Source organism: Thermoplasmata archaeon (assembly GCA_036395115.1).
GTDB lineage: Archaea > Thermoplasmatota > Thermoplasmata > RBG-16-68-12 > RBG-16-68-12 > RBG-16-68-12.
Genome location: DASWDU010000009.1, coordinates 1 through 25,828, shown reverse-complemented (window position 1 = coordinate 25,828; position 25,828 = coordinate 1). Strand labels below are relative to the sequence as shown.

The following is a 25,828-nucleotide window of genomic DNA, read 5'->3' as shown; positions in this document are numbered from 1 at the left end:
CGGGCCTGCTCGGATTCGAACCCGACGAGGGCAGCGGCTCGCCCCAAAATCGGCAGCTGAAGGCGCCTACAACCCCAGTTGTCCAAGAATCCGGGCGTATGTGTCCACGTCGCAATACCATCCCCCGGCAATCAGGGCGTCGAGACTACTTCGAGCCTCCCCCCGTTTCAGGACACCTTCTGCAATCAAACGCGAGAGAATATATCCCGTGCCGCCGCAGGTGACTCCCTTGAATTCCGCCACACGACGAACCTTTGCGTCATCGGACCCCAAGTACGCGCGTTCCCTCATCGCAATCGCCACGACCGAGGCATCGGCCTCTCGAAGCCGTGTTTCACGTCTGAGTCTCTGAATGACGCGGGAATCGGCCTCTCTCGCAACGCGCAACGTCCCGGCCTCTACCGCCTCGCGAATGGCGATCGCTTCCGGATAGCCGAGACGCTCTCCCACGCCAGCCGTCTCTTCCAGGACTCGAGGGGGCACGAGGACGGCTTCCGGTAATCCTCGAATCGCGTCGAGCAATTTTGCGGAGGCAAGGTTGATGAGGACCATGCTATCCAAGACGACTGGCGGCGGCTTCGGCAGGGATTCACCCGCCGCTGAGGCCCCTTTGGATGTCTTCCACGACAACGCTCGGAACCCAGTGGACTTTGCGCTCCTTCACGAGTTCCCGGAACTCCCAGAGGGTCAGCCCAGCGATCTCGGCGGCCTCGCCGAAGCTCGCTTTGCCGGAGGCGAGGGCCTCGAGGGCCTTTCGCCGGCGGTATTCATCCGCACCCAGGTGCAGCAACCTTCGGAGCGCGGCCGACCGATCGAGTCGCTCCTCCCGCATGAGCTCCTCCACGAGGGCTTTCGTTTCACGAGAGATCCGCGTGGAGACCGCGACTTCGGTCATGTGCGTATTGTATACATTACGCACGCATAAACCTTCTGCCGTGGACGCGAAGAGAGACCGAGCACCGCCTCTGCCCCAGAACCCCAATTGGATCCCCCTGGGAAAGCGGGCCTGAAGGGACTCGATTGACCACGCCGATTTAGTCCGCGCGGGGCTGCGTTGCGGTCCGCCCTCGCTTCGATCTTACGATCGAAGCTTCCAGAGCGAATGCGATAAAGAGGAAAATCGCTACCGATAGCCACGCAACGACACCAACGAGTCGCAGCCACCGCACCAGGTACCAAATGAAAAACAGTCCTCCGAGAAGGAACATCAGTTTGTGATGGGGCCATGTGAGACCACGGCGCTCCCCGAACCGAAATCGTGCTGGCCATCCGGGCTTTTCCACATGTTCAGTGAAGACCGCGAAGCCAACCACGGCGGCAAGGACGACGAAATACGGCCAGGTACCGACGGGGACGCCCAAGACAAAGAGGAGAACCGCGGGCCAAGGGAAGAAAAGGATCGTAAGTACGACCACAACGACAATCGAAAGGGTTTCCGAAACCTCCCTTCCCGGGGATTGACCATGCCGAAATCTCTACCGTAGCGTTGCGGCATATCCCTTCCGCCAGAGAGACGAGGACAGCGATGGACTGGGAACCACAAACCTGAAAGCGTCGGCATAACAACAGGAAGCGACGGTAGTGCTCGAAGGCGTCTCGGTTTGGAGTGTGGAAGCCGCCTCGTTCGCGGTTGCGTTCGTACGAGTCAATTCCCGTGATTGAACCCGGTTGCGAGAGATTGGTATGTCCGGATGTGCCGCATAAGTATGGTGCCTCGAGCTCCGGCATTCTGGGCCGGTCGGCGGTGGCTCATCACGCATTGGGATCGTGCTAAACCCGAGGCGCCCCACACGACTCGTCAATCGGCGTCCCTCAAGAGGACTTGCGATAGTACCGTGTCCCGCCGCGTTCCCTCACGCTGAGAATGCCGTATTTTGCAAGTCTCGACAGCTCCGCGGTGACGTCCTCGTCCGTGAATTCGTATTTGGCTTTTAAGTGGTCGCGGATCGCCTCGAAGTTCTTCTCGCGACCTTCCAAGAAAGCTGCCAGGATGCTGCTCATCGCGTACACCTCGGCCCACTCTTGGAGTTCTGCGGTAATCGGAGCGACGACGTCATACTCGTCCTCGAGATCCTGAAGCTTTCCAACGAGGTGGGAGGCCCAGTTTCGTCCGGTCTCTTGGGACAAGCACTCCTCCTTAATGATATTCCAGTCCAGCCCACCCGTTGCAAGGACGCTCATGTCTTCCAGATCGTCTGGCCTGTCTGTGACACTCTTGAAGAGGAAGATGTCTTCGGCCGACGCGAGTCGGAGCGTTAGCGCGCCGAAGGTCGCCTCTTCTACAGAGCGCCGCTGCATACTCGGGCTGAATGCGAGTTTTCGGCTGACGACCCGCTCGAAGAGGTCAAACCGCATGCCACTTGCGTTCTCCATGAGAATTCTCGCTCCGAGCTGACGATATTCCTCTCCGGGCTTCGGGACTCGAGTGAAGCCCGCGGCCTCCATGGCTCGACGGAGGGCCGTCATGTCCTCCGATCCGACGACAACAAGATCGATGTCCTTGGTCGCGACCTTTTGGCCACGGAACGTCATCGCGCAGCCTCCGATCAGGTAACAGGTCACGATACCCTGTAAACGGCCTGCGATGGAACTCAAAGCTCCGTTGAGCTCCTGCCTCCCGAACGTCTTCCTCATGCGTACTCACGCATCCGTCTCGAGAACTCTCGCCAACGGGGAAACCCCGGCCGACGGGCTCGGCCTTGAGTTTCTAGATATGCTAAGTACGATCGTGCGACCTGCTCTGCCCCGTAGACCCTTGAAAGCCACACAAATCGTTCCTCATCGAAGCGGGCCTTTTTCATCAGGACTAGAAGGAGCGTACGCTCCCTCGGGCTTTCCGCCGCAAGCACGGCGTGCGCGAGAGCCTCTGTGGGCCCAATTCGCACATTGCGCGGCGTGTAGAAGTAGTACCCGCCATCTGCCAAGAAAAGATCCACGCCGAATTTAGGAAAAACGGAAAAGGCGCTTGGCTGGAATCGCCCAGCGGAAAGGCCGGATGAGCGGAATAGCATGTCCCGATCCCGCTCCCAGACTACCGCAGCGTCGGGCGCGCCCTCTCTCAGAATCCGAAGGTTCGTATAGCTCCGAAACTCTCGAAGGAAATCGCCAACCATCGCGTACTTGACCCCGAGCCGGTAACGGCCATTTCGCTTTCGCACGGCACCCAGCTCTCGGTAGTGGGAAAGCAGCTTGATGACCGTCACATGCGAAACTCGAGAGAACTCCTCGATCTCTTTCACAGAAGACAAGGTCAGGAGATGGATCGCGGCCAGCAAATCCAAGGACTTTCCACCGAGCAGGAATTCGTAACGGAGGTTCGGACTGTGGGCGATCATGTTCCTGAAGAGCGTTGCGTGCTTCGAGTCCGTCAGTTTGAGATTCTTAGACCGCCCCACTCGTTCCGAGCGCGCGAGGCCCAGCTCTGAAAGATGCGAGAATAGGGTAGACACAGTGGGACGACTCAGCCCGGTCGCTCCGCTGAGTTCGGACGGGGTCCATGCCCGGTGCATCGACAGAGAGTGTAACAACCGAATCTCTCCCGAGGAGAGGAGAGTCATCTGGTATACCCTAGCTGAAATGGTATATAAGTAATTAAGCTAGAGTATACCAAATGTGCGTCTATGCTCCGAGGTTTGGAGGGAGGGTTCGGGCCTGAAGGGATTCGAACCCTTGACCTATCGGTGTCCCTCGGACGTCCAAGGTGGGCGTGGCCGATAAGAGCCGATCGCTCTACCTAGCTAAGCTACAGGCCCGCGAGCGCGCCTATCGAACCACCCGAATTAAACGTTACGTCGAGGGTTTTCCCGTCCAGCTCTCGATTCCCACAAGGAATATCGCGCTGCCCTCCAGCTGGTAGATGCGAACACCGTATCTCCCCGTCGGCGAGGCCGTGACCAGGAAATAGTCTCCCGGCCCGAGGACCCCGCTGTTGTTCGCGTCGTGGAAGGAGAAGGTCGAATTGCCGCCCCCGAGGGGCGGACCGAGAGTCGCCAGAGTCTCGTTGGTCGCCAGCGCCGCGTTGTATCGGGAGAAGGTCGCGTTCAGCTTCGACAGCTCGACGAGGGCGCCAACTGAGAGGACCGTGAGACGGGTCTCGTTCGACGGGATGTCCGTCATGAACTCCATCTGGACCGGTGTGGCCAACGGCGGCTGACTTGGGAACATCCGGGGGAGGAAGACGATGGCGAGCATGACCATGAACACAACGCCGGCCAGGAGGGAGTACCGGAGCAACTTCGTCGCCTGCGGCGGCGGGCTCCGTTTCCGTTTGAACGGCACCTCCGGCTTCGAGGGCCGCGCGATCTTCACGGGCTCACTCCACGTAAATCGCCGGCCGGCCGGGGACCGCGTGGTCGGCCTTCTTCGCGGGGTCCCATCGCTTCGGATCGTCCGCGCGGAATACGTCGACCTGGGCGCGGAGTTCCGACTGGAGGAACCCGACGTTCTCTCGGAACATCGTGAACTCGTCGACGGAACCGACCCGAGCCGATTCATCCGGTTTCGCGCGGCGCAACTCCTCGCCGAGCTTCTTCGCGTACGCCGCCAGCTCTTTCGCGTGGTCCCGCATCCCCGGCTCCGCGAGCGCCTTCTCCATGAGCGCGTTCATCGAGACGGGTCCTTCCCTCGCGAGGGCGCGCGCGATTTCGTAGAGGCGGCTCTTCCACGCGGGGGAGGTGTACAGCGCGATCCGCTTCGGCTCGATCCTCGTGACCTTCAGGATCTCTCGTACGTCGGCGAGCGTCGACTGCAGCAGCGATTCCGCGGCTTCCGCCCGCGGGTCGATCTCGTCCGCCACCGCCTCGGGATACCCCGCGTTCACGACGAATCCATCGCCGCCGGTCCGGTGCCAGATTTCTTCGCACGCGTGCGGTGCGAACGGCGCGAGGAGCTTGGTCTGGATCTCGACGAACCGACGAACGATCTGGGACTGGGGCCGGCCTCCCGACCGCCGGACGTACCAGGACCACGCCGACTGCAGGTCGAAATACCCGTGTCGGAGCGCGGCCTTGTAGTTCATCGCCTCCATCGATCCGCGGGTCGCTTGGATCGACCGGCTCAGGACGCTCAAGAACCAGGCGTCGATCCCGCGCCGGTCCTTCCGCGTCGGATGCTCGGCGGTCGCGAATCGGACCCACTCTCCGAGCCGGGCCGCGGCCGCCGCGGCGAAGTCCAGGTCGACGTTCGGATCGTCGAGCCCGTCCCCGGCGTTGGCCACGGCCATCCGGATCGGATCCGCACCCGAGTCCCGGACCGCGTCGCGGATGTACCAGACGTTCCCTTTGGACTTCGACATCTTCCGGCCCGCGAGGCGCACCCAGCCATTCACGCCATATCCGCGGGGCCAGTGCTCCCTCGGGAACAACGCGGTGTGATGGAACAAGCAGAACGCCATATGGTTCTGGACGAGGTCCTTCCCGGTGTTGCGCAGGTCGAACGGGTACCAGTAGAGGAACTCCCGGCGCAGGTCTTCGATCGCCTTCGCCTCCGCCCCGACGCGGCTCGCGACGGCCTTCGCGCTCCCCTTGCCGAAGAAGACGTAGTCGAAGAACGCGTCGTCGAGGCGCTGCGCCCACGGCACGCGGCTGCGGAGCTGCTCGCCTTGCAGCGCGTGCGCGATCGTGTAGTACGCCATGTAGATCGTCGAGTCGCTCAACGACTCGATGACCCAGTTCGAGTCCCACGGCAGGATCGTGCCCAGGCCGCGATGGTGGGCGCAAGGCCAGTCCCGCAGCCAGTCCGTCACGTAGTCGAACCACTTCCGGAGGGCTTCCGGGTAGAGGTTCATCGATCCGAACGCCTCGTGGACCTTCGCCTTCCACGCCGGGTCGCCGTACGCGAGGAACCACTGGTTGTCCACGATCTTCACGATCGCGGGCGTCAGGCATCGGCAGACGACGGGCCCGCTCGGCTCGTACATCCGGTCGGCCTGGCCTTTCGACGTGAGCTCCTTCCGGATCTCGTCCTTCGCGACCTCGACGCGCACCCCGGCGAAGGGACCGCAGTTCTCGTTCAGGACGCCTTGGTAGAAGCCGGACTTGTAGACCTCCGCCTTCGCGGCCTCGAGCTTCTCGCGCTCCCCCTGGTTCCGAATCCCCATCCGCTCGACGACTTCGACGCCGGGCAGGGGCCCCCAGCCGGGCGTCCGGATGATGGAGACCGGCCGGAGAGCGCGGATGCGGTCCGCATCGAGGCGGTACCTCGAGAGCGACGCCTCGTCTTCCTGCAAGTCCCGCAACGCGACGTAATCGTCCGGCGCGTCGGACGGCACGCTCGTGACGATCCCGGTGCCCCGGCCTTGGTCGATGAACCCGCCCGGGAGGATCGGGATGGCGCGGTTGATCGCCGGCGCGACCGCGTCCCGGCCGACGAGCTCCGAGCCGCGAATCCGGGTCTCGATGTCGACCGACTTGCCTTGCTCGGACAGCTTCTTCGCCGCGAGGGCGTTCACGATCCATCGTTCCCCGCCAACGCGCGCGACGACGTACTCGACGTCCGGGTCGATCCAGAGGTTCGTCTGGCCGAACACGGTCTCCGGGCGGATCGTCGCGGCGACGAGGAACCGGCCGTCCGCCAGGGGGAACTTCAGGAGCGTGTACTCCATCGGCGTCTCCCCCTCGCCCTCGATCCGGTCGTGGTCCCCGATCGGCGCCTGGTCGTTCGGGCACCAGATGACCGGGTGCTTGTCCATCCGGACGTACCCGCCGTCCTTGAGGAGGTGGAACTGCCACCGCACGAACGCATCGTACGGCGGGTTCAGCGGCGTCGTGATGAACGACCGCCGCCAGTCGACCGCGGCCCCGAGCGCCTTCAGGTCCTCCATCGTCGCGCGCGGGAAGACGTCGATCCAGTGCATCGGGTCCGCGAACTTCGGGATCTCGGAGTCCGGGATCCCCATCGCGCGCAGGATCTCCCACTGCTGCGGCTCCTTCTCCGCGACGCGCTTCGCGGCGCCGAGGATCGGCAGGCCGGTGCAGTGAAACGCCTGCGGGTGGAGGACGTTGTATCCCGCCATCCGACGGAACCGGGACTGGAACTCGGCCCGCAAGAACGACGTCCCAAAGCCGAGGTGCTGGTACCCGTTCATGTACGGATATGGCACGGTCGTGTACCATTTCGGCCGGGCGGGATCGGGGTGGGCCTCGTACACGCGGGCGTCTGCCCAGGCGGCCTGCCATTTCGCCTCGATCCCACGGAAGTCCAGTGGCAGCGGGCGGGTCACGGACCGCCGCCGGGGTCGCCTCGCGGGGGCGCGCGCGCGCACGCGCGCCTTCGGCGGGACGGGGCGCCGCGGCGAATGCCCACGCCGGCGCGAAGCCGCCCCTCGGGGACCGAATCGGCCCGAACCCCGGCGGCGCGAGGCCTTCGGGTTCCGTCGGCGAACCTCGCCACGGGGCGATCTCCTCCGTGCCACGGTCGCCGATAGGACCCAATCTCGTAAAGCTTTTCGCGGCGTCCGATGCGCGGTACGAGGCCCGTTCCGACCGCGAAAAATCCGCGGCTTCTATTCGGCATACAGAATAGAATTTAGAGGCGCCAAAGACAGCCTTTCGGCGAGGCGATGGAGGGTGATTGTCCTACGTCGTATGACAATTGACAAAGACTATAAGTAGAGTCCGCCGGGATACCGCGTCTGACACGCCGAGAAAATGCGTGAGGTGTATGACGCCGTCATACCCCTTTCGCGGTCGAGGCGAGGGTGTCGGGATGGACGAAAACGAGCGGATCACGCTGCGGCTCGAGAAAGAGAACCTCGAGCTGATCGACGCGTTCCTCAAGGAGAACACGTCGCATGGGAACCGCTCGGCGCTGGTCCGGGACGCGGTCCAGGCGTACATCCAGACGATCCGCGAGGGCGGAAACACGGTATCGATCCGCATCCCGCGGTACTACCTCGACTTGATCGACCGCCTCGTGGCCGACGGCTACTTCCTGAGTCGGGAGCACGCGGTCGTCCGCAGCATCGAGGAGTGGTTCACGCGGGAGCGGGTGAAAGAGATCCAGGACCACCGGCAGGAAGTCGACAAGATGACCGGCAAGGTGGTCTCGGTGTCGACAGGAGATAAGGACGGGATCATACCGCCATGACGCACGACCTGGGCGTGGAGGACGCCGGAAGGAAGTAACCTCCAGACGCAGGGAAGGGAAAAGAAGGGATGGGACCTGTCATGAAGGGATGGGATGCACGCCTTCAGCGGAGGGGCTTGCCTTCCGGCCTCCCTCGATCGGAAAACGCATAAGGAGGCCGGAATTCGATGATACCCAGGGATTATGTCGACGAGGTGATCAGCAGCCTGTTTGAGGACGCCATGGACCCGAAGATCTCCGTCGTGGGGGTCGGCGGCGCAGGCGGCCGGATGGTCAGCGCCTTGTACGACCGCGAGATGAACGGCGTCGAGACCGTCGTGGTGAACACGGACGCGGCCGGCCTTTCGAAGGCGTCGGCCGACGTCAAGGTCCTCCTCCCGCACTCGGACGACGTGGACCGGATCGCCGCCGCGCGCGCGTCCGCGGAGTCCCAGGAACCGGAGCTCCGCGCCTCGTTGTCCTCGGATATCGTCTTCGTCGTCGCGGGCCTCGGCGGTGGCGCCGGCACGGGCGCCGCGCCCATCGTCGCACGAGCCGCGAGGGCGAACGGGGCCGTCACGATCGGGATCGCGATCCTGCCGTTCGAGATCGAAGGCCGGACGGCGACGGCCCGGGAAGGCCTCGAGGCGTTCCGCCGCGAGGCGGACAGCGTTGTCGTGGTGGACAACAACTCGCTCGACCGGTTCGCGGACCAGATGTCGTTCAACGAAGCGATGCAGGTCGTCAGCTTCATGGTCGTCACGATCGTCCAGGGCGTCGTGGACCACCTGAGCAAGTCCTACCTGACGACCCTCGCCGAGGAAGTCGAGAGCGCGGCGAAGGAGATCGAGGAGCAGAACAACCACGCCGTGCACGTCGAAGTCCAGCCGGCCGAGACCGTGCAGGCGGCGTGGGACCTCGGGCCCGTCGCGTTCGATGAGGAAGGCTTCATCGGCCTCCGATGATCCGGATCACGTAACTCCTCCCCCCAACCAACGCCCACCCGCGAGGGCTTCGGGCGAGTCCCCTGCAAGGGGGACGCGGCCCTCGCGACCTCTTTCTTTCCCATCGTCGAGCGAAATCGCGCGACCGCAGGACTTTACGCCGCCATGTCATTCCCGGCCGAGCCAGGCGAGATCGTGGCGACGCCGGACCCGGAGTTGGACCGCCGCGCCCGGAAGCGGGTCTTTGACACCTTCCGCGCACGGGCCGTCCCTCCCATGCTCGAGGACCTCATGGCATATTTCCGGCTATCCCGGTCCGACTCCTTTGAGGTCCTCCGCCGCCTCGAAGCGGCCCGACACCTCAAGCTCGTGCCCGGGACCCAGCGGATCTTGATGGCGTTCCCGTTCTCCGCGATCGCGACGCCGTTCCGCGTCCACGCCGGCGGCATGTCGTACTTCGCCAACTGCGCATGGGACGCGGTCGCCTTCCACGCGACGCTCGGTCAGCCCGTGCGGATCGAGTCCCACTGCCACCACTGCGCCTCGGCCTTGAGGATCGAAGTGGCCGGCGGACGGATCCGCCAATCGAACGTCCCCGAGCCGCTCGTGTACATCGCTCTGCCCGCGGCGCGCTGGTGGGAGGACATCGTCAGCACGTGCTCCAACCACATGGTGTTCTTCGAATCGCCGGCCCATCTTGCGGATTGGCGTCGAGCGGGCTCTGCCACGGACGGCGTCGCGCTCTCCGTCGAGGAAACGCACCACGTTGGCCTGCCGATCTACCGCGCGAAGACGGATCTCGACTATGCTCGCCCTTCGAAGGACGAACTCATCGCGCACTTCGCGTCGCTCGGCCTGACGTCGGACTTTTGGAAGCTCTAGACGGCCTGCGACGGGCAACGTTCTTGCGCGGACGCGGGATTGCCGGGGCATGGCCGCGTTCCGAGAGACGGTCCGGATCGACACGAAGCCGGGGGTCCAGGCGATCGACATCACGGGCCGCGTCGAGTCGATCGTCGCAAAGTCGGGCGTCCGCGACGGCCTCGCGTGCGTCTTCACCCCGTCGAGCACGAGCGCCATCGTCACGAACGAGTTCGAGCCCGGGTTGATGGAGGACGACATCCCAGGCGCCCTCGAATGCCTCTTCCCGGAGCGGATCGAGTACGGCCACGAGCGCCGCTGGCACGACGGGAACGGGCATAGCCACGTGCGGGCGACGTTCCTCGGACCGAGCCTGACCGTGCCGGTCGTCGATGGCCGGGCGGCCCTCGGTACGTGGCAGCAGGTCGTCTTCCTGGAGCTCGACAACAAGCCTCGGCATCGGGAGATCCTCGTCCAAGTCGTCGGCGAGCCGGCGAAACGAAGGGACTAAGAGGGCGGGACGATTCGCCCGGGCAGATGGCCACGGCGACCGCGGGCGCGACGTCCGCCCGCACCTCGGTTTTCGGCCTCGCCTGGCCCGTGATGGTCGCGAATCTCCTGCAGACCCTCACGACCACGATCGACGTGATCATGGTCGGCTCCCTCGGGGCCGAGGCGCCCGCGGCGGTGGCCGCCGTGGGCTTCGGGGGTCAGTTCATCTTCCTCTTCTTCTCCATCATGATCAGCGTGAGCGCGGGGACAATCGCCCTCGTCGCCCGCGCGATCGGCGCAGGGGACGTCGAGGAGGCGAACCGGGTCCTCAAGCAGAGCCTCGTGCTCGGCGCCCTGCTCTCGCTCCCGCTCACCCTCTTCGGCCTCGTCTTCGCGGAGCCGATGCTCGCCGCCTTCGGAGCGGCCCCGGACGTCGTGGCGCTCGGGAGCGCGTACATCCGCATCATCTCGCTCGTCGTCTTCTTCCAGTTCATCGCGTTCCTGGGAGGCGCGGCGCTTCGAGGCGCCGGCGACACCGTCACGCCGCTCTGGATCGGCGTCCTCGTGAACGTCGTGAACTTCGGGATCAACGTGAACCTGATCTACGGGAACGCGTACGTGCCGCGACTCGGCGTCCCGGGCGCGGCAATCGGCACATCGATCTCGTACATCGTCGGGGCCGTGCTCCTGGTGGTCATCTTCATCCGCGGGAAGAACCGCCTCAAGCTCTCCGTCCGTGGCGATTGGGTCCACATGGACACCGTGCGCCGCATCTTCCGGATCGGGTGGCCCGCGGCGCTCGAGCAGATCCTCCTCCAGGTCGCGTTCCTCGTGTGGGTCGGGATGGTCGTCGTGTTCGGCACGGAGATCCTCGCGGCCCATCAGATCGGCTTGCGGATCCAGAGCTTCGCGTTCATGCCCGGATTCGGTTTCGCGATCGCGGCGACGGCGCTCGTCGGCCAGAACCTCGGCGCGCGCCAGCCCGACGATGCGGAACGGAGCGGCTGGGAGGCCGCGAAACTCTCGATCGGCGTCATGACGGTCATCGCCCTGGCGATCTTCCTCCTCGCCGAGCCGATCGCTCGGGTCTTCATCGGCGACGCGGTCGTCGTCTCGTGGACCGTGACGTTCATCCGGATCCACGCGGTGAGCATCCCCGCGGTCGGCGCGTTCTTCGCGATCGACGGGGCGCTGCGCGGCGCGGGCGACACGCGATTCCCCCTCATGACATCCCTGAGCGGCATCTACGCGATCCGCCTGCCGCTTTCCCTCGTGTTCGGCTTCGTCCTAGGATTCGGGATCGTAGGCGTGTGGATCCCCCTTGTGATCGAGTACTGGTACCGCGCTGCCGTAATCTCGCACCACTTCCGGCGCGGGAAGTGGAAGACGCTCCACGTCTGAGGGCGGCAAGTTTTAAGCCGACCGGACCCTAAGCCGGCCGGGGTCGAACCATCCCGATAGACGTGCAGAACGAGCGCGTGCCGACCGCGTACCGGCTGAACAAGGTCGGCGTCACGGGCGTCTTGAAGCCCGTGCAAGTGCGCCGGCCGAACCGGTCCGTCACCCTCACGACCACCTTGGACGTCTTCGTCGACCTGCCGCCGGACCAGAAGGGCTCGCACCTGTCGAGGAACCTCGAGGCGATCAACGAGGTCGTCGATCGATCCGTGCGCGAGCCGGTCGGCAGCCTCGAGGAGCTCACGGAGACGATCGCGCGCTCGCTCCTGAAACGGCACGAGTACGCGACGACCTCGGAGGTCTGGGCGAGCGCGGCGTACTTCCTCGAGCGGACGTCGCCATGGGGCCGCACCTCGCTCGAGCCCTACCAGCTGGTCGCGAGGGCGGACGGCCGGCGCGGCGAGCCTGAGGTCGAACGGTCGATCGGGGTCGAGGTCGTCGGCATGACCGCGTGCCCGTGCGCGATGGAGATCGTCCGGGACGACATCCTCAAGGCCCGTCCCGAGCTCGAGCGGTGGCCCGATGGCATCCCGATCATCACGCACAACCAGCGCAACCGGACGACCGTCATCCTCCAAGAGCCGCCGGGCCACGACATCGAGGCGGACGAGCTCATCGACATCGTCGAGGAGTCGCTGTCCGCGCCGACGTACGGCCTCCTGAAGCGTCCCGACGAAGGACGGCTCGTCGAATTGGCCCACCGCAATCCGAAGTTCGTCGAGGACGTCGTGCGGGCCGTGCTCGATCGCCTCTTGAACCGGTACCCGAAGATGCCCGACGCGACGTGGGTGCGGGTCAAGTCCGAAGCGGAAGAGTCGATTCACAAGCACAACGCGTTCGCGGAGCGCTCGACGACGTTCGGGGAGCTGCGCGCCCTGTAGGGCCGCAGGATCGTCCGCAGGTGCCCGCGCCGCGGCGTTAGCATGCTTACGGAGGCGCTCGGGGCCATGGACTTGGTGACGGAGGCCCCCGGAATGGCCCGTTAGCATGCTTACGTGGCGGTGCCGTTTGAGGCGGCGTGGCCCTCGCCTTCGCCGAGTACTTTCGCCCACCCCTCCCGGAAAGGGCTATAATATAGCTCTGGCATATAGAAGTACATGACCCCAACCCTCGCCCGCCATCCGACCGCGCCGTCCGTGCTCCTGTCGTACGACGTCTCGCGAATCAACCGCACCGCGTCCGTCCGGGTCGCGCACCTGATCTTCGGCCGGAAGGACGCGGGGCCGAGCGCGCCCCCGCCCTAGGTGGCCCGCCCGGGGGTCGTCTGGATCGGGCAGTCCGTCTTCTTGGTCCCGGCAGCCCTCGCGGTCGAGCTCGGCGAGAAGCTCCGCGGCCTCGGGGCCATCGTGACGACGGCCCGCGTCGCGATCGACCCCGACCAGGTGGAGGCGTTCCGGCGCCGGGCCGCCCAACGAGGGAGTCCGTAAGCATGCTTACGGCGGGGACCCGGGACGGCAAAGCCTGATGGCCTCGACCGCCGATACCGGGGGGCGATGGCGGTCGCCACGCTCTGCCACATCTGCCGCCGGCCGACGCTTCGGTCCTGCATGAGTTGCGGGCGGCCCGCGTGCGACGAGCACCTCGTCGGCGCGGTGTGCGTCGAATGCCTCACCGGGCGAGGCGCGCGGCGGCCGGGCGTCCGGGCCTAGGCTAGAGGAGCCGCTTCGCGTCTTCCTTCTCGATACCGAGCGCCTTCAACGCGTACGTGAGGGCCTTCTGGCGGATCATGTCCCGCGTCTTGTCGTCCAGGAATTGCTCCATGATCACGGGCGCCTTGCGCGCGTACTGGATCGCGAACTCGGACCAGTAGAACGCCGCATTCTCCTCGTCGAGCTTCGCGGCCGCGTTGTACTGCTCCTCCGCCTCGTTGAATCGGCCGAGGTCGACGGAGAACGAGGCGAGCGCATCCCGGTACGCCGGGTTCTCGCCATCGAGTTCGATCGCCTTCTTGTAGAGCCCGAGGATCTCGTCGGTCTCGGCCTTCGGCACGCCCAGCGCGGCCTCCGCCTTCCCGAAGTGGGCGATCGCGTTCTTCGGGTCCGCCTTGATTGCCTTGTCGAAATGCTTGTACGCGGAATCGTAATCGAGCTGACCCAGGGCCTGTTCCCCCGCGGCGATCTCCTCGTCGGCGGACATGGGCGGTCGCGGCGCAGAGTCCCGAATCGCAGATAAAGATTCCTGCGTGAATCTCAACGCCTCGGCCGAGCGGTCAGACGATCGCGCGGTGATCCCGGAGCCAGTCCAGATCGCTCAGGTACAGCTGCCGGATGTCCGTGATGCCCTCGATCGCCATGATGACTCTCTCGAGCCCGAGCCCCCAGGCGAGGACGGGCGTCCCCAGGCCGAGCGGGCCGGCGACTTCCGGCCGGAAGATGCCGCTCCCGCCGAGTTCGAGCCATCGGCCGTCGGGCAGCTGACCCTCCGGCTCCATGCTCGGCTCCGTGTACGGGAAATAGCCGGGCCGGAACTTCACCCGCGTGAAGCCGAGCCGGCGGTAGAATTCCTCAATCACGCCGATGAGCTGCGCGAGGTTCGCGCCCTCCTCCATGACGACGCCCTCGATTTGGTGGAACTCGGGCAAGTGCTTCCAGTCGACCGCGTCGGGCCGGAAGTTGCGGCCGATGATAAACGCCTTCTGCGGCGGGTCCGGATGCTCGGACAGCCACCTCAGCGTGACCGGCGTCGTGTGCGATCGGAGCACCGCGCGCTCCGCCTCCTTCCGGTCCCACGCGTACCGCCATCCCGTGCTCCCGGTGTCGCCCCCGGTCTCGTGGACCTCCGCGATGCGGCGCACGAGGTCCTCGCCCGGGAGGGGGCGCGTCGCCGGCGTCGCGAGGTAGAACGTGTCGAGCTGGTCTCGCGCGGGGTGGTCTTGCGGCTGGAAGAGCGCGTCGAAGTTCCAGAACGAAGATTGGACGAAATCGCCCTCGATCTCCGTGAAGCCCATGCTCAGGAAGATCCGACGGATCTTCTCGATGTACGCGCCGAGGACGTGCCGCTTCCCAGGCCGGACGAGGGGAGCGAAGGCTCGGGCGTCGTACCGCCGGAACTCGACGTGCCTCCACTTCCCCGATCGCAGGAGGTCCGTCGTCGGTTGCGCGACTTCCTCCTTCAGTTCGATCCCGGCGGCGAGGACCCGTTCGCCTGCGGACGTCAGGGCGATTTCCCGCCGGACGGATTCCCGCTCGCGCACGAGGTCGCGGCGGGACTTCAGGTCCCGGAGGACCTTCGGGTCGATCGCGTCCTCGGAGAGTTCCTCCTTCGCGAGCCGCGCCAAGAGGACCTCGTCGGGCCCTTTCGACCCCACGGCTGCCGTGCCTTCGGCCGTCACGACGACGACGGCGCCACCGGCCCGTCGGTCGACGTCCGCCCATCCCTTCCGCCGGAGCCAGCCGAGGGCGACGGCCAGGTCCCCGTCGCCGAACTTGCAGGCGGCCTTGAGGCGCGTCACCTCGATCCGCCCGCCCGCTTTCAGCGCCGCCTTCAGCGCCTTCCGCTCCGGAAGCGGGGTTCGGGCGACGCCGGGCCGCCCGAGCTTGTACGCCCGCACGACGCGTTCCTTCATCGAGACGAGCCCTTTCGACCGGAGCCACGAGGCCGCGTTCATCACCTCGACGAGCTCGCGGAACCGGCCCGCTGAACGAATCTCCTCCGGCGTCGCCCGCTTCCGGTCTCCGAGGGCCAGGAGGACCCTCTTTTCGAGATAGCTCAGCTCGACCGCGCCGGGAGGCATCCCGCGCCCGATAGGGCCCTCGCGTAATAGGCTTTCCTCGCCGCGCCCTCCGCCGGCTTTTCCCCCGAGGACGCGCGGATTCTCAGGCCTGAGAACTAGGGCACGCTGTATATATTGCAAAACGGAACATCGCGCGGATCGGTGAATCAGCCAACACCCTCGAGCGGGCGAGCGGGAGCCCGGTGCGAGGTGTCCTGACATGGAGGACCGGTTCCCGACGAACTACTCGATCCTCCTCGCCGGCCCGCCCGGCGTCGGCAAGCTCGAGTACGTCCTCGCGCAGGTCCGCGAATCGCTGCGGTCGGGCGAGCGCGTCGTCTTCGTGACCCTCGACCTCCACCCGAACGAGGTGCGCGTGCGGGCGAAGGCGTTGCGCCTCGACCTCGATGCGAACGAGGGCAAGTCGTTCGTCTTCGTCGACTGCTACAGCGCGATGTCGTCGGAACGGCCCGAGCCGGTCGTCGGGAAGAAGACGTTCCTCGTGTCGAGCTTCTCGAACCTCGAAGGCATCGGGATGGCGATGTCGAAGGCTGCGCAGGAGCTCGGGACGCCCGTCCGGATCTACTTCTACACGATCTCGACGCTGTTCCTGCACAACTCCACCCAGGCGATCGCGAAGTTCTTCCAGATCGTCACCTCGCGCGCGAAGACGAACCTCGGGTTCATCCTCTACGCCGTCCAGGATGGCGTCCACGAGCCCATGACGACGAACCTCCTCCGGTCCCTCGTCGACGGCGTCGTCGAGATGCGCTTCACGGACTCGATGGACCGCGAGGTCCGGATCCACCACCTGCGCGGCCTCCATGTCGACGCGTCATGGCATCCGTTCCTGCAGCTGCCGGTTCAGGAGGTGCGGATGTGATGGCCTCGCCGCGGCCCACGGACGCGCGGGCGAAGACGGGCATCCCGGTGCTCGACGAGCGCCTCGGGGGCGGCTTCCCCCGGCCCTCGACGTTGCTGCTGTTCAGCGACAAGCCGACGGAGAAGCGGATCTTCGGCGAGAACCTCGCCGTCCAGGGAGCGAAGGCCGGCGAGACCTCGCTGTACGTCGACTTCTTCCGCGCGCCCCAGCTGGCGCGGAACGAGCTGCGGCGCTTCGGCGCGGTGAGCGCCAGCAAGCTGGTGTTCGTCGACGCGACGTCGTCCCAGATGCTCCTGCCGAGCCAGGAGCGGTACCGCATCGCGGACGTCGGGAGCCTCGCGAACATCGCGGACACGATTCGAGCCGCAATCGACGCGGAGCATCCGTCGCGCATCATCATCGACTCGATGGAGTTCCTGATCGACCGGTTCCCCAAGGAGGATGTCATGCGCCTCTGGAGGGACCTGATCGACGCGGCCCGGAGGGCCGGTTCCGTGATCTGCTTCCTGTTCATCAACTGGACCCTGATGGAGGCAGACCTCCAGCAGATCCGCTCGATGTCCGACTTCGTCGTCGAGTTCCAGTCGTCCCTCCGGGGCGGCATCGTCCGGAACTCGATGCGGATCTCCCAGATGCAGGCGGACGGCATCCAGACGAACTGGATCCCGTACGCGTTCAAGGACCTCATCGGCTTGACGGTGTACTTCCCGCGCATCCTGGTCACCGGTCCCTTCAACGCGGGCAAGTCGACGGTCGTGCGATCCCTCTCCGAGAAATCGATCAGCATCGACCGGATGGGCACGACGGTCGCGTTCGACTACGGCAGTGTGAACGTCACGGGGGTCGAGGCCGAGATCTTCGGCACGCCCGGTCAGGAGCGCTTCGAATTCATCTTCAAGATCTTCGCGCGGGAGGTGAGCGGCGTCCTCCTCGTCGTCGACGCGACCCATCCGGAAGACCTCCCGCGGGCGAAGCAGATGCTCGACCTCGTCGGCCCGCGCATCCCATACGTCGTGCTCGCGAACAAGAGCGACCTGCCCGGCGCAATGGCGGCGGAGGAGATCGCCCACCGGATGGATCTGCCGGAGGAGGTCGCGGTCGTCCCGACCATCGCGACGGAGAACAAGGGGCTGCGGGACGCCTTGCTGCTGCTTGCCGAGATGATCATCGGGGTGAGGTGAGACGGTCGACGATCCGAGCCTCCGGCTGCGGGCGGTCTTGGCGGAGTTGCGTCGGGTCCCGGACATCCTCGGTGTGACGATCGCCCGCCGGGACGGCATCTTGATCGCCCACGCCCTCCCGAAATCGATGGACCCGAAGAAGATCGCAGCGATGTCCGCGGCGATCGTCGGGACGTCCGAGATGGCCGCCAGCGAGATGGGGCTGGGCTCGTTCAGCCAATCAATCGTCGACACGCACGTCGGGAAGATGCTGGCGACCGGCGCGGGCGACGAGGCGATCCTCGTGACGATGGTCCGCCACGAGGCGAACATGGGGCTGATCCTGCTCAGCGTCGACAAAGCGGTTCAGTCGATCGCCGACATCCTGCGGTCCGAAGAGGTGCTTGCGTGAGGGACCTCTGGGAGCGGATCGAAGAGACGATCGACGAGCTCTCGCACCTGACGGACATCAAGTCCGCGGCGGTCGTGCGGCGGGACGGGCTCGTCGTGACGCACACCTTGCCGGACGGCGTCGACCCGAAGATGGTGGCGGCGATGACTGCCGCGATCGTCGGGACGTCGGAGATGGCGACGGTCCAGCTCTCGCAGGGACGATTCGTGCGGGCGATCGTCGAGTCGGAAGAGGGGAAGCTGCTCAGCGTCGGCGCGGGGGAGGAAGCGCTCCTCGTCGCCCTGGTGTACGACGACGCGAACCTCGGCCTCGTGTTGATGGCGATGGAGCGGGCGGCGAAGCAGGTGGACGAAATCCTTCGGAGTCCCGGATGAGGTCGGTGTGAGCGATGCCGCCGACGAAAGAGGGACTCCAACGGTTGCTGGATTTTTTCTTGTACGGGATGCTTCGCGCCTCGGAGAGCTTGGGGAACGCGCCGCTGTTCCTTCGCACGATCCAGGAGGAAGGCCTCCGCAAGTTCCTAATCACGAACATGCCGCAGTTCCAAGCGCCCGACGACCCGGCGGAGGCGTGCCGGCAATACATGCAGGCCGGGGATGAGAGCGGCTTTTTCGACGGCACCGACAGCGCATTCCGCGCCGTCGGCGACTCCGTCCACGCGGAGATCGGGGACAAGTGCGTCTACCGCCGCGTCTGCACGATGCGCCACGATGAGGGGCTGCCCGTCCATTGCATCCGGGCGTTCGCCTTGGCCGAGATGCTCCGCATCCGGCTGGACGCCGACTTCGATTGGAGGCTCGAACGGTTCGGCCGGCCGTGCCGCATCACGCTCACGCGGGCGAAGTGGAAGTGACGCCTTGGAGCCGACGAAGATCCCGACGTACATCGACGGCCTGGACGACGCCCTCGGCGGCGGCCTGCCGGTCGGCCATGTCGTACTGGTCTCGGGCTTGCCCGGCACGATGAAGTCCACCCTCTCCTACGCGATCCTCCATGGCAACGCCCGCGAACGCGGCGCGAAGTGCCTCTACGTCTCCCTCGAGCAGACGCGGAAGAGCCTCGAGGCCCAGATGGCGGCGATGGGGTTCGACGTCGAGGCCGTCCGGGGGGAGGTCCACATCCTCGACGTCGGCACGATCCAGAAGGACCTCGGCAAGAGCGCGACGAAGCCTTGGATGGAATTCCTCCACCGCACCATGCAGACGAAGAAGGACATCGAAGGCATCGACCTCGTCGTCCTCGATTCGCTCGAGGCCCTCGAAGTCCTCGCGAAGTTCGAGGATCGGCGGACCGAGCTCTTCCGGTTCTTCGAATGGCTGCGGGACCTCGGCGCGACGACGGTCGTCCTGGCGGAAGCCGCGTCCGAGGCGCCGTTCTTCGGGATCGAGGCGCCGGGACCGCGCCGCGACGAGACGTTCCTCGCGGACGGCATCCTCGAGCTCAAGATGCACGCCCTCACGGACGTCGAGGTGCAGCGGCGGATCCGGATCGTGAAGATGCGCGGGTCCCACCACAAGACGGGATTTTCCGCGCTTGTGTTCGAGGACGGCCGGTTCCAAGTCACCTCCGTCATCAGCCCCTAGGTGAACGATGGCCGAACCGTTCCCGTGTCCCGGTTGTTGCTCGGTGAACAAGCCCGACGCCGCCGTGTGTCGGGTCTGCGGCCGCAAGCTGCGAGAGGGCCCCGCCCGCGCCGCGGTTCGCCCGCCGGTCGTCTTGCAACGGGTCATGAGCGGAGAGGTCTTCACCGCCCTGATCGGGGATGTGGGCAAGGGCTCGTCCGCCCGACCGGAGGGCCCGGGCGCGCCCGAAACGGCGACCGTCATCGAGGTGACCCCGCCTCCGGAGGTCCCGATCGAAGACAACTCCGACGTAATTGCGGCGGCGATCGACCAAATCCGGACCAAGGCGCAGGCGGACGGCCAGCGCTTCCAGCCGTACGTCCCCGGGAAGGCACGGCCGCCTCCGACGGACCGCGGGCGTCGGGAGGCGGAGGGCTCGCTCGAATCCGCCGTATCGCTCCTGCGCGACCGGCGATTCGACGACGCCATCGAGCCGTTGTTGAAGGCGATCTCGCGCGACGACGAAGACCGACGGTCGTGGATCCTCCTGGCCGAGGCGTACCTCCGCACCGAACGACCCTACAAGGCCGCCGTCGGGTACCTGCGGTCCCTCGAGCTGAGCCCGAGCGACGAACAGGCGTGGCTCGGCCTCGCACGCGTCCTGAAGGCGATCGACGACTTGCCGACCGCCGCCGCCGTTCTGGACCGCGCATCGCGCATCAACCCCGCCCACGCGGACACCTGGGCGGAGCGCGGGGCCGTCTTGGAGTCCCTCCAGAACCTCTCCGAGGCGATGAAGAGCTTCGCGAGGGTCCTCGAACTCAAGCCGGACCACCGCGGGGCGCTCGCGAAGCGGCAGGAACTCGAGGCGAAGGTCCCGGCGTTGAAGGAGGCCACCCCGGAGGCCCCGGCTTCGGAGCCGACGCCCGAGGCCGATTCCCCCGCGGCGACCTTCGACGCGATCCCGGCGGACCTGCTCGTCGACCTCGAAGACGTCGTCGGGCCGCCGACCGAGGCCGAGACACCGACGCCGGGCCCGAAATCGGCGGGTCCGGTCCCCACCCCCGCGCCGAAGAAGGCGGCCCGCCCTCCGCGCGTCCGCACCTTCGTCGAGGGCCTCGACCCCACGCTCGAGGGGGGCGTCCCGTGGGGTCACGTCGTCCTCATCGAGGGCTCCCCCGGGACGATGAAGTCCTCGTTGGCGTTCTCGATCCTGCTCCAGAACGCGGCACGCGAAGGGCTCCACTGCCTCTACCTGAGCCTCGAGGAGCGGACGTCGAGCCTGCTCAAGCAGATGGGATCGCTCGGGCTGAAGCTCGATGTGCCGCGCGGATCGCTCGTCGTCTTCGACCCGAAGACCGCCTCCACCCTGCTCGGCGAGCGGCCGGACTGGATCGAGGCGCTCCAGGCGGGCATCGCGTCGATCCAGGCGCAGCGCGGCCTCGACCTCCTCGCGATCGACTCGCTCGAGGCCCTCGAAGTCCTCGCGAAGTTCAAAGACCGCCGCCGGGAGATGTACCGCCTGTTCGAGTGGCTGCGGGACCAGGACCTCACGAGCTTCGTGATCACGGAGCGCCCCGATTGGATGATCGCGGGCCACGTCCTCCAGGGACGCTGGGACGAGGACTTCCTCTCGGACGGCGTGATCCATCTGCGGATGCACATGGTCTCCGACCTCGACGCGCAGCGGCGGCTGCGGGTCGTGAAGATGCGCGGCACGCGCCACGAGACCGGCTACCTGGCGATGGTCCTCGACGACGGCCGATTCCGCGTGACGCGGGCCATGAGCCCGTGAGGCGGCGTCGATGGCCCGGGCCCTCGTCAAGACGCACATCCGCGGATTCGACGACGACGTCTTGCGGGGCGGCATCCCCCAGGGCCACGTCATCCTGATCCGCGGCGCGAGCGGCACGATGAAATCGTCCCTCGCCTACTACGTCCTGTACCACAACGCCCTCGCCGGCGTCCCGGGCCTGTACGTGACCCTGGAGCAGAGCGCAGGGAGCCTCCTGGAGCACGTCGCGTCCCTGGGACTCAAGGCGACGTCGGTCTCGGACGCCCTCCCGATCCTCGACCTGAGCCGAGGCCGGGAGCATCTCGAGGAGATGGTCTCGAAAGTCGGCGCGATGACGGACGCGACGGCGAGCCGGGACCAAGCGCTCCTCGCCGTCCTGAAAGGAAAGATCCTCGAAGTCCGGAAGCGGCGGAACGTCCAGCTGCTCGCGCTGGACTCGTGGGACGCCCTCGAGCTCATCCTCGAGTTCCGGGACCGCCGGGTCGAGACGTTCGCGTTCTTCGAATGGCTTCGGGATCTCGGCGTCACGAGCCTCCTCATCTCCGAGGAGCCGCCCCTCGAAGGCCGGTCGACCGCCCTCGAGGAGGAGTTCCTCGCGGACGGCATCCTCCACCTGCGACTCGAGCCCGTCACCGACGTCGCGTACCAGCGGCGGGTGCAGTGCGTCAAGATGCGGAGCGTGAACCAGGACAGCGACGACCGCACGCTGCTCTTCGAGAACGGCCGGTTCGAGGTCGCGCGCGCGATCGGGTGAGCGGATGAACGATCGCCTCCGCGTCCTCGTCGTCCGGTCCGTCTTCCTCTTCTTCTTGTCGCTCGTCCTCGTGGCGGGCTTCTGGTACCACCGCGAGTTCTACCAAATCGGTTTCACGAACCTCCTGATCATCGGCGGCTTCGTCACGTTCCTCGTGATCTGGGCGGCCCGCCTCGCGATGTCGGGCGAGTTGCCCCGCGGCCGGCCCGCCGGCGAGATCACCTGCACCCTCGAGGAGGGAGACCGCCTGCTGCGGAAGGTCGCTCGCCTGCTGGTTCGGCCCTCGGAGGGGACGTCGTTCCCCGCCGTGGGGCACGTCCTCCGGGCCACGTACGACACGGGGCCGGAGTTCGCCCGCGTCCTCCTGGTCGACGCGCGCCGGGCGTTCCTCTCGGACCTTACGGACGAGGAGGCCCGGGACGCGGGATACCGCACCGCCGCCGAGCTCCGGGACGCCGGCGCGGCGCGCTGGCGGTGGCGTCCGTCCGATCTCGTGACGATCCTCGATGTCCGCGCGCTGGGGGCGGGCCGTTGAACCCTCTCGACGTCGCGGCGGTCGGGAGCCTCGTCGCCGATGCCGCCCTCCTCGCGCTCATGGCAATCCGTGGACGCCGACGCTGGCTCCAGGCGACGTACGCCGCGTGCGCCCTCTCGTTCGTCGTCGCGGGCACCGCCGCGGTCGGGACCGCCGAGGGAGCCCTCCCGGCGGCGTGGGACCAAGCCGTCCTCGGGACGATGTTGCTCTCGAACGCCCTCACGGCCATCCTGGTGCTCGGCCTGATCCACGGGGAGACGCTGCCCCGACGCCGCGGCGCCGCCTTCCTCCTCCTCGCGCCGGTCCCGGCCCTCGCCTTCCTCGCGCCGTCGCAAGCCTGGACGGCGTCGACCGCGTACGAAGGCAGCGTCCTTGGCGGCTTCATGGTCCTCTGCCTCGGGATCGGTCTCGCGGAGACGCTCTACGTTCGGCTCACGAGCCGGCTCTTCGCCGCGCCGTCGTTCTGGCTGGCGCTCGGCGTTGTCGCCCTGATCATCGCCGGTCCCGTGTACACGTACGAACTCGAGGCGCTCGGCGAGCCGATCATCGCGGGCGTAAACCTCGCCGCTCCGGTCGCACTCGTCGCCTTTGCCGTCGTCGCATTGCGGGCGGATCCCTTCCCGGTCGCTCCGCGAATGCGTCCCCGACGATCCGGGGCCGGCTCGCTCCGAGGCGGAGACGTGCTCGTCTTCGACGAGGACCGCCCGACGTACGCGATTCGGAGCGCGCTCGAGGAATCCGGTCTCGGACGACCGACGTTGATCCTCGGACGGACGCCTCCGCCCTCAAATGGGGGCGCCACGTTCGCGTCGATCGTCCCCGGGCGCCACGCCGCGTTGCGCGCGCTGACGACCGCCTCGGAGTTCCTCGCGGCGTCTCCCGGAGGCCTCGTCGTGCTCGAGGACACCGCGGGCCTCTCCGTCCTCTCGGGATGGAGCGCCGTGCTCGAGGCGATCGTCCGCCTCCGATACGTCGCGCGGGAGACGCACTCGACCGTGGTGCTTTCTACGAGCCGCCTCACGCAAGCCGAGCGGAGTTCGCTCCACGATCGCGAGCTTCCTTGGTGGAACCTCCCGGATCCGGCGACGGAGCTCGAGGCGATCCTCTTACAATCGTTCGGCTCCGCGGCCTCGCGGCTCCTCGATTCGTTCGGTCGCGCCCACGGCCTTCGGCGCGCTGACATCACCGCCGATCACGTCCCCGCGCTCGTCGCATTCCTCCGGCGCGCGCTCTCCGAACTCTCCGGAGCCGTCGACGGGAGCGGCGCCCACGGCCTCCGGTCGCAGTCCGATGCGGCGGCGGACCTCCTGGAATCGTTCGAGGCGCAACGCCCCGAGGACCTCGCGCGCGGAGAGTGGCCGTCCCGGTCGAAGCTCCGAACGGATGCCGAGCTCCTCGTCACCGCCGCCGACTATTGGAAAGGCAAGGAAATCGACGAACTGTTCGCGGCCGCGGATGCCATCGTCGAGGGAGAACCGCTGTTCGAGAAGGCCCGCGCCGTCTTCGTCGAGCAGCTCGGCGACGCGGGCGAGGCCGTCCTCCGCAGCCAACTCGACCGCCTCGGGATCCGCCCGGAGGACCTGCGGAGGGCCGATATCGTCCGGATCGCGGACCGGTCGTCCGTGGACCTCGGCGCCCTCGCGGACGTCGTCGACGTGCCGCAGGAACGAGACCGGATCCAGAGGCAGATCGAGACGATCCGGCAGCGGCTGGAACTCATCGTGGAGAACGGGACATGAGGCGCATCGCCACGAACGTCGAAGGGCTCGACGAGCTCCTCGGTGGCGGCATCCCTGAGGGGAACCTCGTCCTCGTCTCCGGGGCGCCGGGCACGATGAAGACCTCGCTGACGTACCACATCCTCCACACGAACGCGCTCGACGGCGCGCGAGGGCTGTACATCTCGCTGGAGCAAGCCCGTGGGAGCCTGCTCGACCACACGGAAGGCCTCGGCTACCGGCACGACGCGGTGAGCGCGAATCTGAGCTTGCTCGACCTGGGCACCCTCCGGAAGAAGATGGCGGGGTACTCCGAGCAACCGTGGATGGACCTCTTCAAGCTCTACGCGCAGGGGATCCGCAAGTCCTTTGACTACCGGCTGCTCGTTTTGGACTCGCTCGATGCGCTCGAGATCCTCGCGAAGTTCCGCGACCCGCGCCGGGAGATGTTCTCCCTGATTCGCTGGCTGCGGGACCTCCGGTGCACGGCGTTCCTGCTCGGGGAGCTGCCGACGGACGTGGCGGGCTCGGACCCGCGGCGGGCCGCCTTCGCGAAGCACAAGGAAGACTACCTCGTCGATGGCATCGTGCACCTGCGGCTCGCGCGCCAAGGCGACTTCGGCATGCAGCGCCAGCTCCGGGTCGTCAAGATGCGGGGAAGCCGTCATGATACGGGCTACCACGCCCTCGTCTTCGACAACGGCTTCAAGGTGACGCGCATCCTGGCGTGATCAGTCGCGGACGATGAACTCCTCGACGTGAGACTTCGCCTTCTCCCGCGCAGCGTGGTGCGCCTTCAGCCACGGCCGGACCTTCTCCCACAGCTCCGCCTTGCAGTCCCCGCAGAGACGCTCGCCGCTCTTGCACGTCCGCTCGACCTCGGCGAGGTGGCCGTCGTCGGGCTCGAAGATGTAGTTGTACTGCGCGAAGATCGAGCAGATGTAGGGATTCGCGCCGAGGCGGCGCTGCTCCTCGACCGTCGCGCGGCCGCCGGTGAAGGCGTTCATGACCTTCCGCTTCGCCTGGGCCTCCGAGTCCGTCGTGAAGATGCTCGATTCCGGGATCGAGGCGGACATCTTGCCGCCGGGCCCGAGGAGGCTCGGGAGGAGCTTGTTGTGGATTAGCGCGGGCTTCGGGTAGCCGAGCTTCGGCGCGACGTCCCTTGCAATGCGGAAGTGCGGGTCCTGGTCGATCCCGCACGGGATCAGGACGGGGACCGGCTTCCCCTTCTCGGCCGTTGGCAGGAACGCCGGGGCCGCCTGGATGCTCGTGTAGAAGATCTCCCCGATGTTGTTCGAGTTCTCGAATCCGAAGACCGCCTGTGTGGTCGAGTACGTGATCCGCTTCGCGACCTCGACCGCAATCGGATAGAGGTGGCGGATGTACTCCGTGTCGAGAAAGATCCTCGTGAGCTTGGGGTCGAACCCCATCGCGATGATGTCGAGGATGTTGTCGTACCCGACCTTCGTCGCCTCCTC

29 protein-coding genes and 1 tRNA gene are annotated in these 25,828 nt (G+C 66.5%); 20 read left to right on the top strand and 10 right to left on the bottom strand.

The features are described from left to right. Nucleotides 1-66: 66 nt before the first annotated feature. The 7 genes from VF992_02260 to leuS all read right to left on the bottom strand — a co-directional run bounded on the left by VF992_02260 (nt 67) and on the right by leuS (nt 7,219). On the bottom strand, nt 67-552 hold the full coding sequence (locus VF992_02260) for a DUF3368 domain-containing protein (GenBank protein ID HEX9339981.1): 486 nt from the start codon (nt 550-552) through the stop codon (nt 67-69). 37 nt (nt 553-589) lie between these two features. Beyond that, a complete protein-coding gene (locus VF992_02255) occupies nt 590-895 on the bottom strand; it encodes a UPF0175 family protein (protein HEX9339980.1) in 306 nt (101 codons plus the stop codon). 917 nt (nt 896-1,812) lie between these two features. After that, entirely contained in the window at nt 1,813-2,634 is an 822-nt protein-coding gene (locus tag VF992_02250) for a hypothetical protein (GenBank protein HEX9339979.1), read from the bottom strand. Next, a complete protein-coding gene (locus VF992_02245; GenBank protein HEX9339978.1) occupies nt 2,631-3,557 on the bottom strand; it encodes a helix-turn-helix domain-containing protein in 927 nt (308 codons plus the stop codon). The genes VF992_02250 and VF992_02245 overlap by 4 nt, the downstream gene beginning before the upstream one ends. An 89-nt stretch (nt 3,558-3,646) precedes the next feature. Beyond that, a tRNA-Lys gene (locus VF992_02240) sits at nt 3,647-3,752 on the bottom strand. 34 nt (nt 3,753-3,786) lie between these two features. Then, entirely contained in the window at nt 3,787-4,308 is a 522-nt protein-coding gene (locus VF992_02235) for a hypothetical protein (GenBank protein HEX9339977.1), read from the bottom strand. A 4-nt stretch (nt 4,309-4,312) separates the two neighbouring features. Beyond that, on the bottom strand, nt 4,313-7,219 hold the full coding sequence (leuS, locus tag VF992_02230; GenBank protein ID HEX9339976.1) for a leucine--tRNA ligase: 2,907 nt from the start codon (nt 7,217-7,219) through the stop codon (nt 4,313-4,315). A gap of 485 nt (nt 7,220-7,704) precedes the next feature. On the opposite strand from leuS, the gene VF992_02225 reads away from it, so the two are divergent. The 9 genes from VF992_02225 to VF992_02185 all read left to right on the top strand — a co-directional run bounded on the left by VF992_02225 (nt 7,705) and on the right by VF992_02185 (nt 13,468). After that, nucleotides 7,705-8,085, top strand: coding sequence for a hypothetical protein (locus tag VF992_02225; GenBank protein ID HEX9339975.1), 381 nt, complete (start codon nt 7,705-7,707; stop codon nt 8,083-8,085). Between the two features lie 167 nt (nt 8,086-8,252). Beyond that, a complete protein-coding gene (locus VF992_02220; GenBank protein HEX9339974.1) occupies nt 8,253-9,029 on the top strand; it encodes a hypothetical protein in 777 nt (258 codons plus the stop codon). A 144-nt stretch (nt 9,030-9,173) separates the two neighbouring features. After that, on the top strand, nt 9,174-9,890 hold the full coding sequence (locus VF992_02215) for an alkylmercury lyase family protein (GenBank protein HEX9339973.1): 717 nt from the start codon (nt 9,174-9,176) through the stop codon (nt 9,888-9,890). Between the two features lie 49 nt (nt 9,891-9,939). Further along, nucleotides 9,940-10,380: a secondary thiamine-phosphate synthase enzyme YjbQ gene (locus VF992_02210; GenBank protein ID HEX9339972.1), complete on the top strand. Its 441-nt coding sequence runs from the start codon at nt 9,940-9,942 to the stop codon at nt 10,378-10,380. A gap of 26 nt (nt 10,381-10,406) precedes the next feature. Further along, entirely contained in the window at nt 10,407-11,762 is a 1,356-nt protein-coding gene (locus VF992_02205) for an MATE family efflux transporter (GenBank protein ID HEX9339971.1), read from the top strand. Between the two features lie 62 nt (nt 11,763-11,824). After that, nucleotides 11,825-12,700, top strand: coding sequence for a GTP cyclohydrolase MptA (mptA, locus tag VF992_02200; protein ID HEX9339970.1), 876 nt, complete (start codon nt 11,825-11,827; stop codon nt 12,698-12,700). A gap of 216 nt (nt 12,701-12,916) precedes the next feature. Continuing rightward, entirely contained in the window at nt 12,917-13,063 is a 147-nt protein-coding gene (locus VF992_02195; protein ID HEX9339969.1) for a hypothetical protein, read from the top strand. After that, nucleotides 13,064-13,246: a hypothetical protein gene (locus VF992_02190; protein HEX9339968.1), complete on the top strand. Its 183-nt coding sequence runs from the start codon at nt 13,064-13,066 to the stop codon at nt 13,244-13,246. A gap of 66 nt (nt 13,247-13,312) precedes the next feature. Beyond that, nucleotides 13,313-13,468 (top strand): hypothetical protein, encoded by a 156-nt coding sequence (locus VF992_02185; GenBank protein ID HEX9339967.1) that lies wholly within the window; start codon nt 13,313-13,315, stop codon nt 13,466-13,468. 1 nt (nt 13,469) lies between these two features. Here the strand turns inward: VF992_02185 and VF992_02180 are convergent, their stop codons facing one another. Together VF992_02180 and VF992_02175 are read right to left on the bottom strand one after the other, a co-directional pair. Beyond that, on the bottom strand, nt 13,470-13,955 hold the full coding sequence (locus tag VF992_02180) for a tetratricopeptide repeat protein (protein HEX9339966.1): 486 nt from the start codon (nt 13,953-13,955) through the stop codon (nt 13,470-13,472). A gap of 73 nt (nt 13,956-14,028) precedes the next feature. Continuing rightward, entirely contained in the window at nt 14,029-15,552 is a 1,524-nt protein-coding gene (locus VF992_02175; GenBank protein ID HEX9339965.1) for a phenylalanine--tRNA ligase subunit alpha, read from the bottom strand. A gap of 199 nt (nt 15,553-15,751) precedes the next feature. On the opposite strand from VF992_02175, the gene VF992_02170 reads away from it, so the two are divergent. The 11 genes from VF992_02170 to VF992_02120 are packed head-to-tail and all read left to right on the top strand — an operon-like array spanning nt 15,752 to nt 25,081. Further along, on the top strand, nt 15,752-16,414 hold the full coding sequence (locus tag VF992_02170; protein ID HEX9339964.1) for an ATPase domain-containing protein: 663 nt from the start codon (nt 15,752-15,754) through the stop codon (nt 16,412-16,414). Next, nucleotides 16,414-17,595: an ATPase domain-containing protein gene (locus tag VF992_02165; protein ID HEX9339963.1), complete on the top strand. Its 1,182-nt coding sequence runs from the start codon at nt 16,414-16,416 to the stop codon at nt 17,593-17,595. Before VF992_02170 ends, VF992_02165 begins: the two co-directional genes overlap by 1 nt. Before the next feature lie 37 nt (nt 17,596-17,632). Next, a complete protein-coding gene (locus tag VF992_02160) occupies nt 17,633-17,986 on the top strand; it encodes a roadblock/LC7 domain-containing protein (GenBank protein ID HEX9339962.1) in 354 nt (117 codons plus the stop codon). Continuing rightward, nucleotides 17,983-18,360, top strand: a complete 378-nt coding sequence (locus tag VF992_02155; protein HEX9339961.1) for a roadblock/LC7 domain-containing protein — start codon at nt 17,983-17,985, stop codon at nt 18,358-18,360. Before VF992_02160 ends, VF992_02155 begins: the two co-directional genes overlap by 4 nt. A gap of 14 nt (nt 18,361-18,374) precedes the next feature. Next, on the top strand, nt 18,375-18,839 hold the full coding sequence (locus VF992_02150; GenBank protein HEX9339960.1) for a hypothetical protein: 465 nt from the start codon (nt 18,375-18,377) through the stop codon (nt 18,837-18,839). Between the two features lie 4 nt (nt 18,840-18,843). After that, a complete protein-coding gene (locus tag VF992_02145; protein ID HEX9339959.1) occupies nt 18,844-19,569 on the top strand; it encodes an ATPase domain-containing protein in 726 nt (241 codons plus the stop codon). 7 nt (nt 19,570-19,576) lie between these two features. Beyond that, nucleotides 19,577-21,343: an ATPase domain-containing protein gene (locus VF992_02140; GenBank protein HEX9339958.1), complete on the top strand. Its 1,767-nt coding sequence runs from the start codon at nt 19,577-19,579 to the stop codon at nt 21,341-21,343. Nucleotides 21,344-21,353: 10 nt separating this feature from the next. Beyond that, nucleotides 21,354-22,097, top strand: a complete 744-nt coding sequence (locus VF992_02135; protein ID HEX9339957.1) for an ATPase domain-containing protein — start codon at nt 21,354-21,356, stop codon at nt 22,095-22,097. A 4-nt stretch (nt 22,098-22,101) separates the two neighbouring features. Next, nucleotides 22,102-22,632, top strand: a complete 531-nt coding sequence (locus tag VF992_02130; GenBank protein HEX9339956.1) for a hypothetical protein — start codon at nt 22,102-22,104, stop codon at nt 22,630-22,632. After that, nucleotides 22,629-24,371: a hypothetical protein gene (locus VF992_02125; protein HEX9339955.1), complete on the top strand. Its 1,743-nt coding sequence runs from the start codon at nt 22,629-22,631 to the stop codon at nt 24,369-24,371. Before VF992_02130 ends, VF992_02125 begins: the two co-directional genes overlap by 4 nt. Next, nucleotides 24,368-25,081, top strand: coding sequence for an ATPase domain-containing protein (locus tag VF992_02120; protein ID HEX9339954.1), 714 nt, complete (start codon nt 24,368-24,370; stop codon nt 25,079-25,081). Before VF992_02125 ends, VF992_02120 begins: the two co-directional genes overlap by 4 nt. Here the strand turns inward: VF992_02120 and trpS are convergent. Continuing rightward, nucleotides 25,082-25,828, bottom strand: a 747-nt coding sequence (gene trpS / locus VF992_02115) for a tryptophan--tRNA ligase (GenBank protein ID HEX9339953.1), incomplete at its 5' end; no start/stop codon positions are given.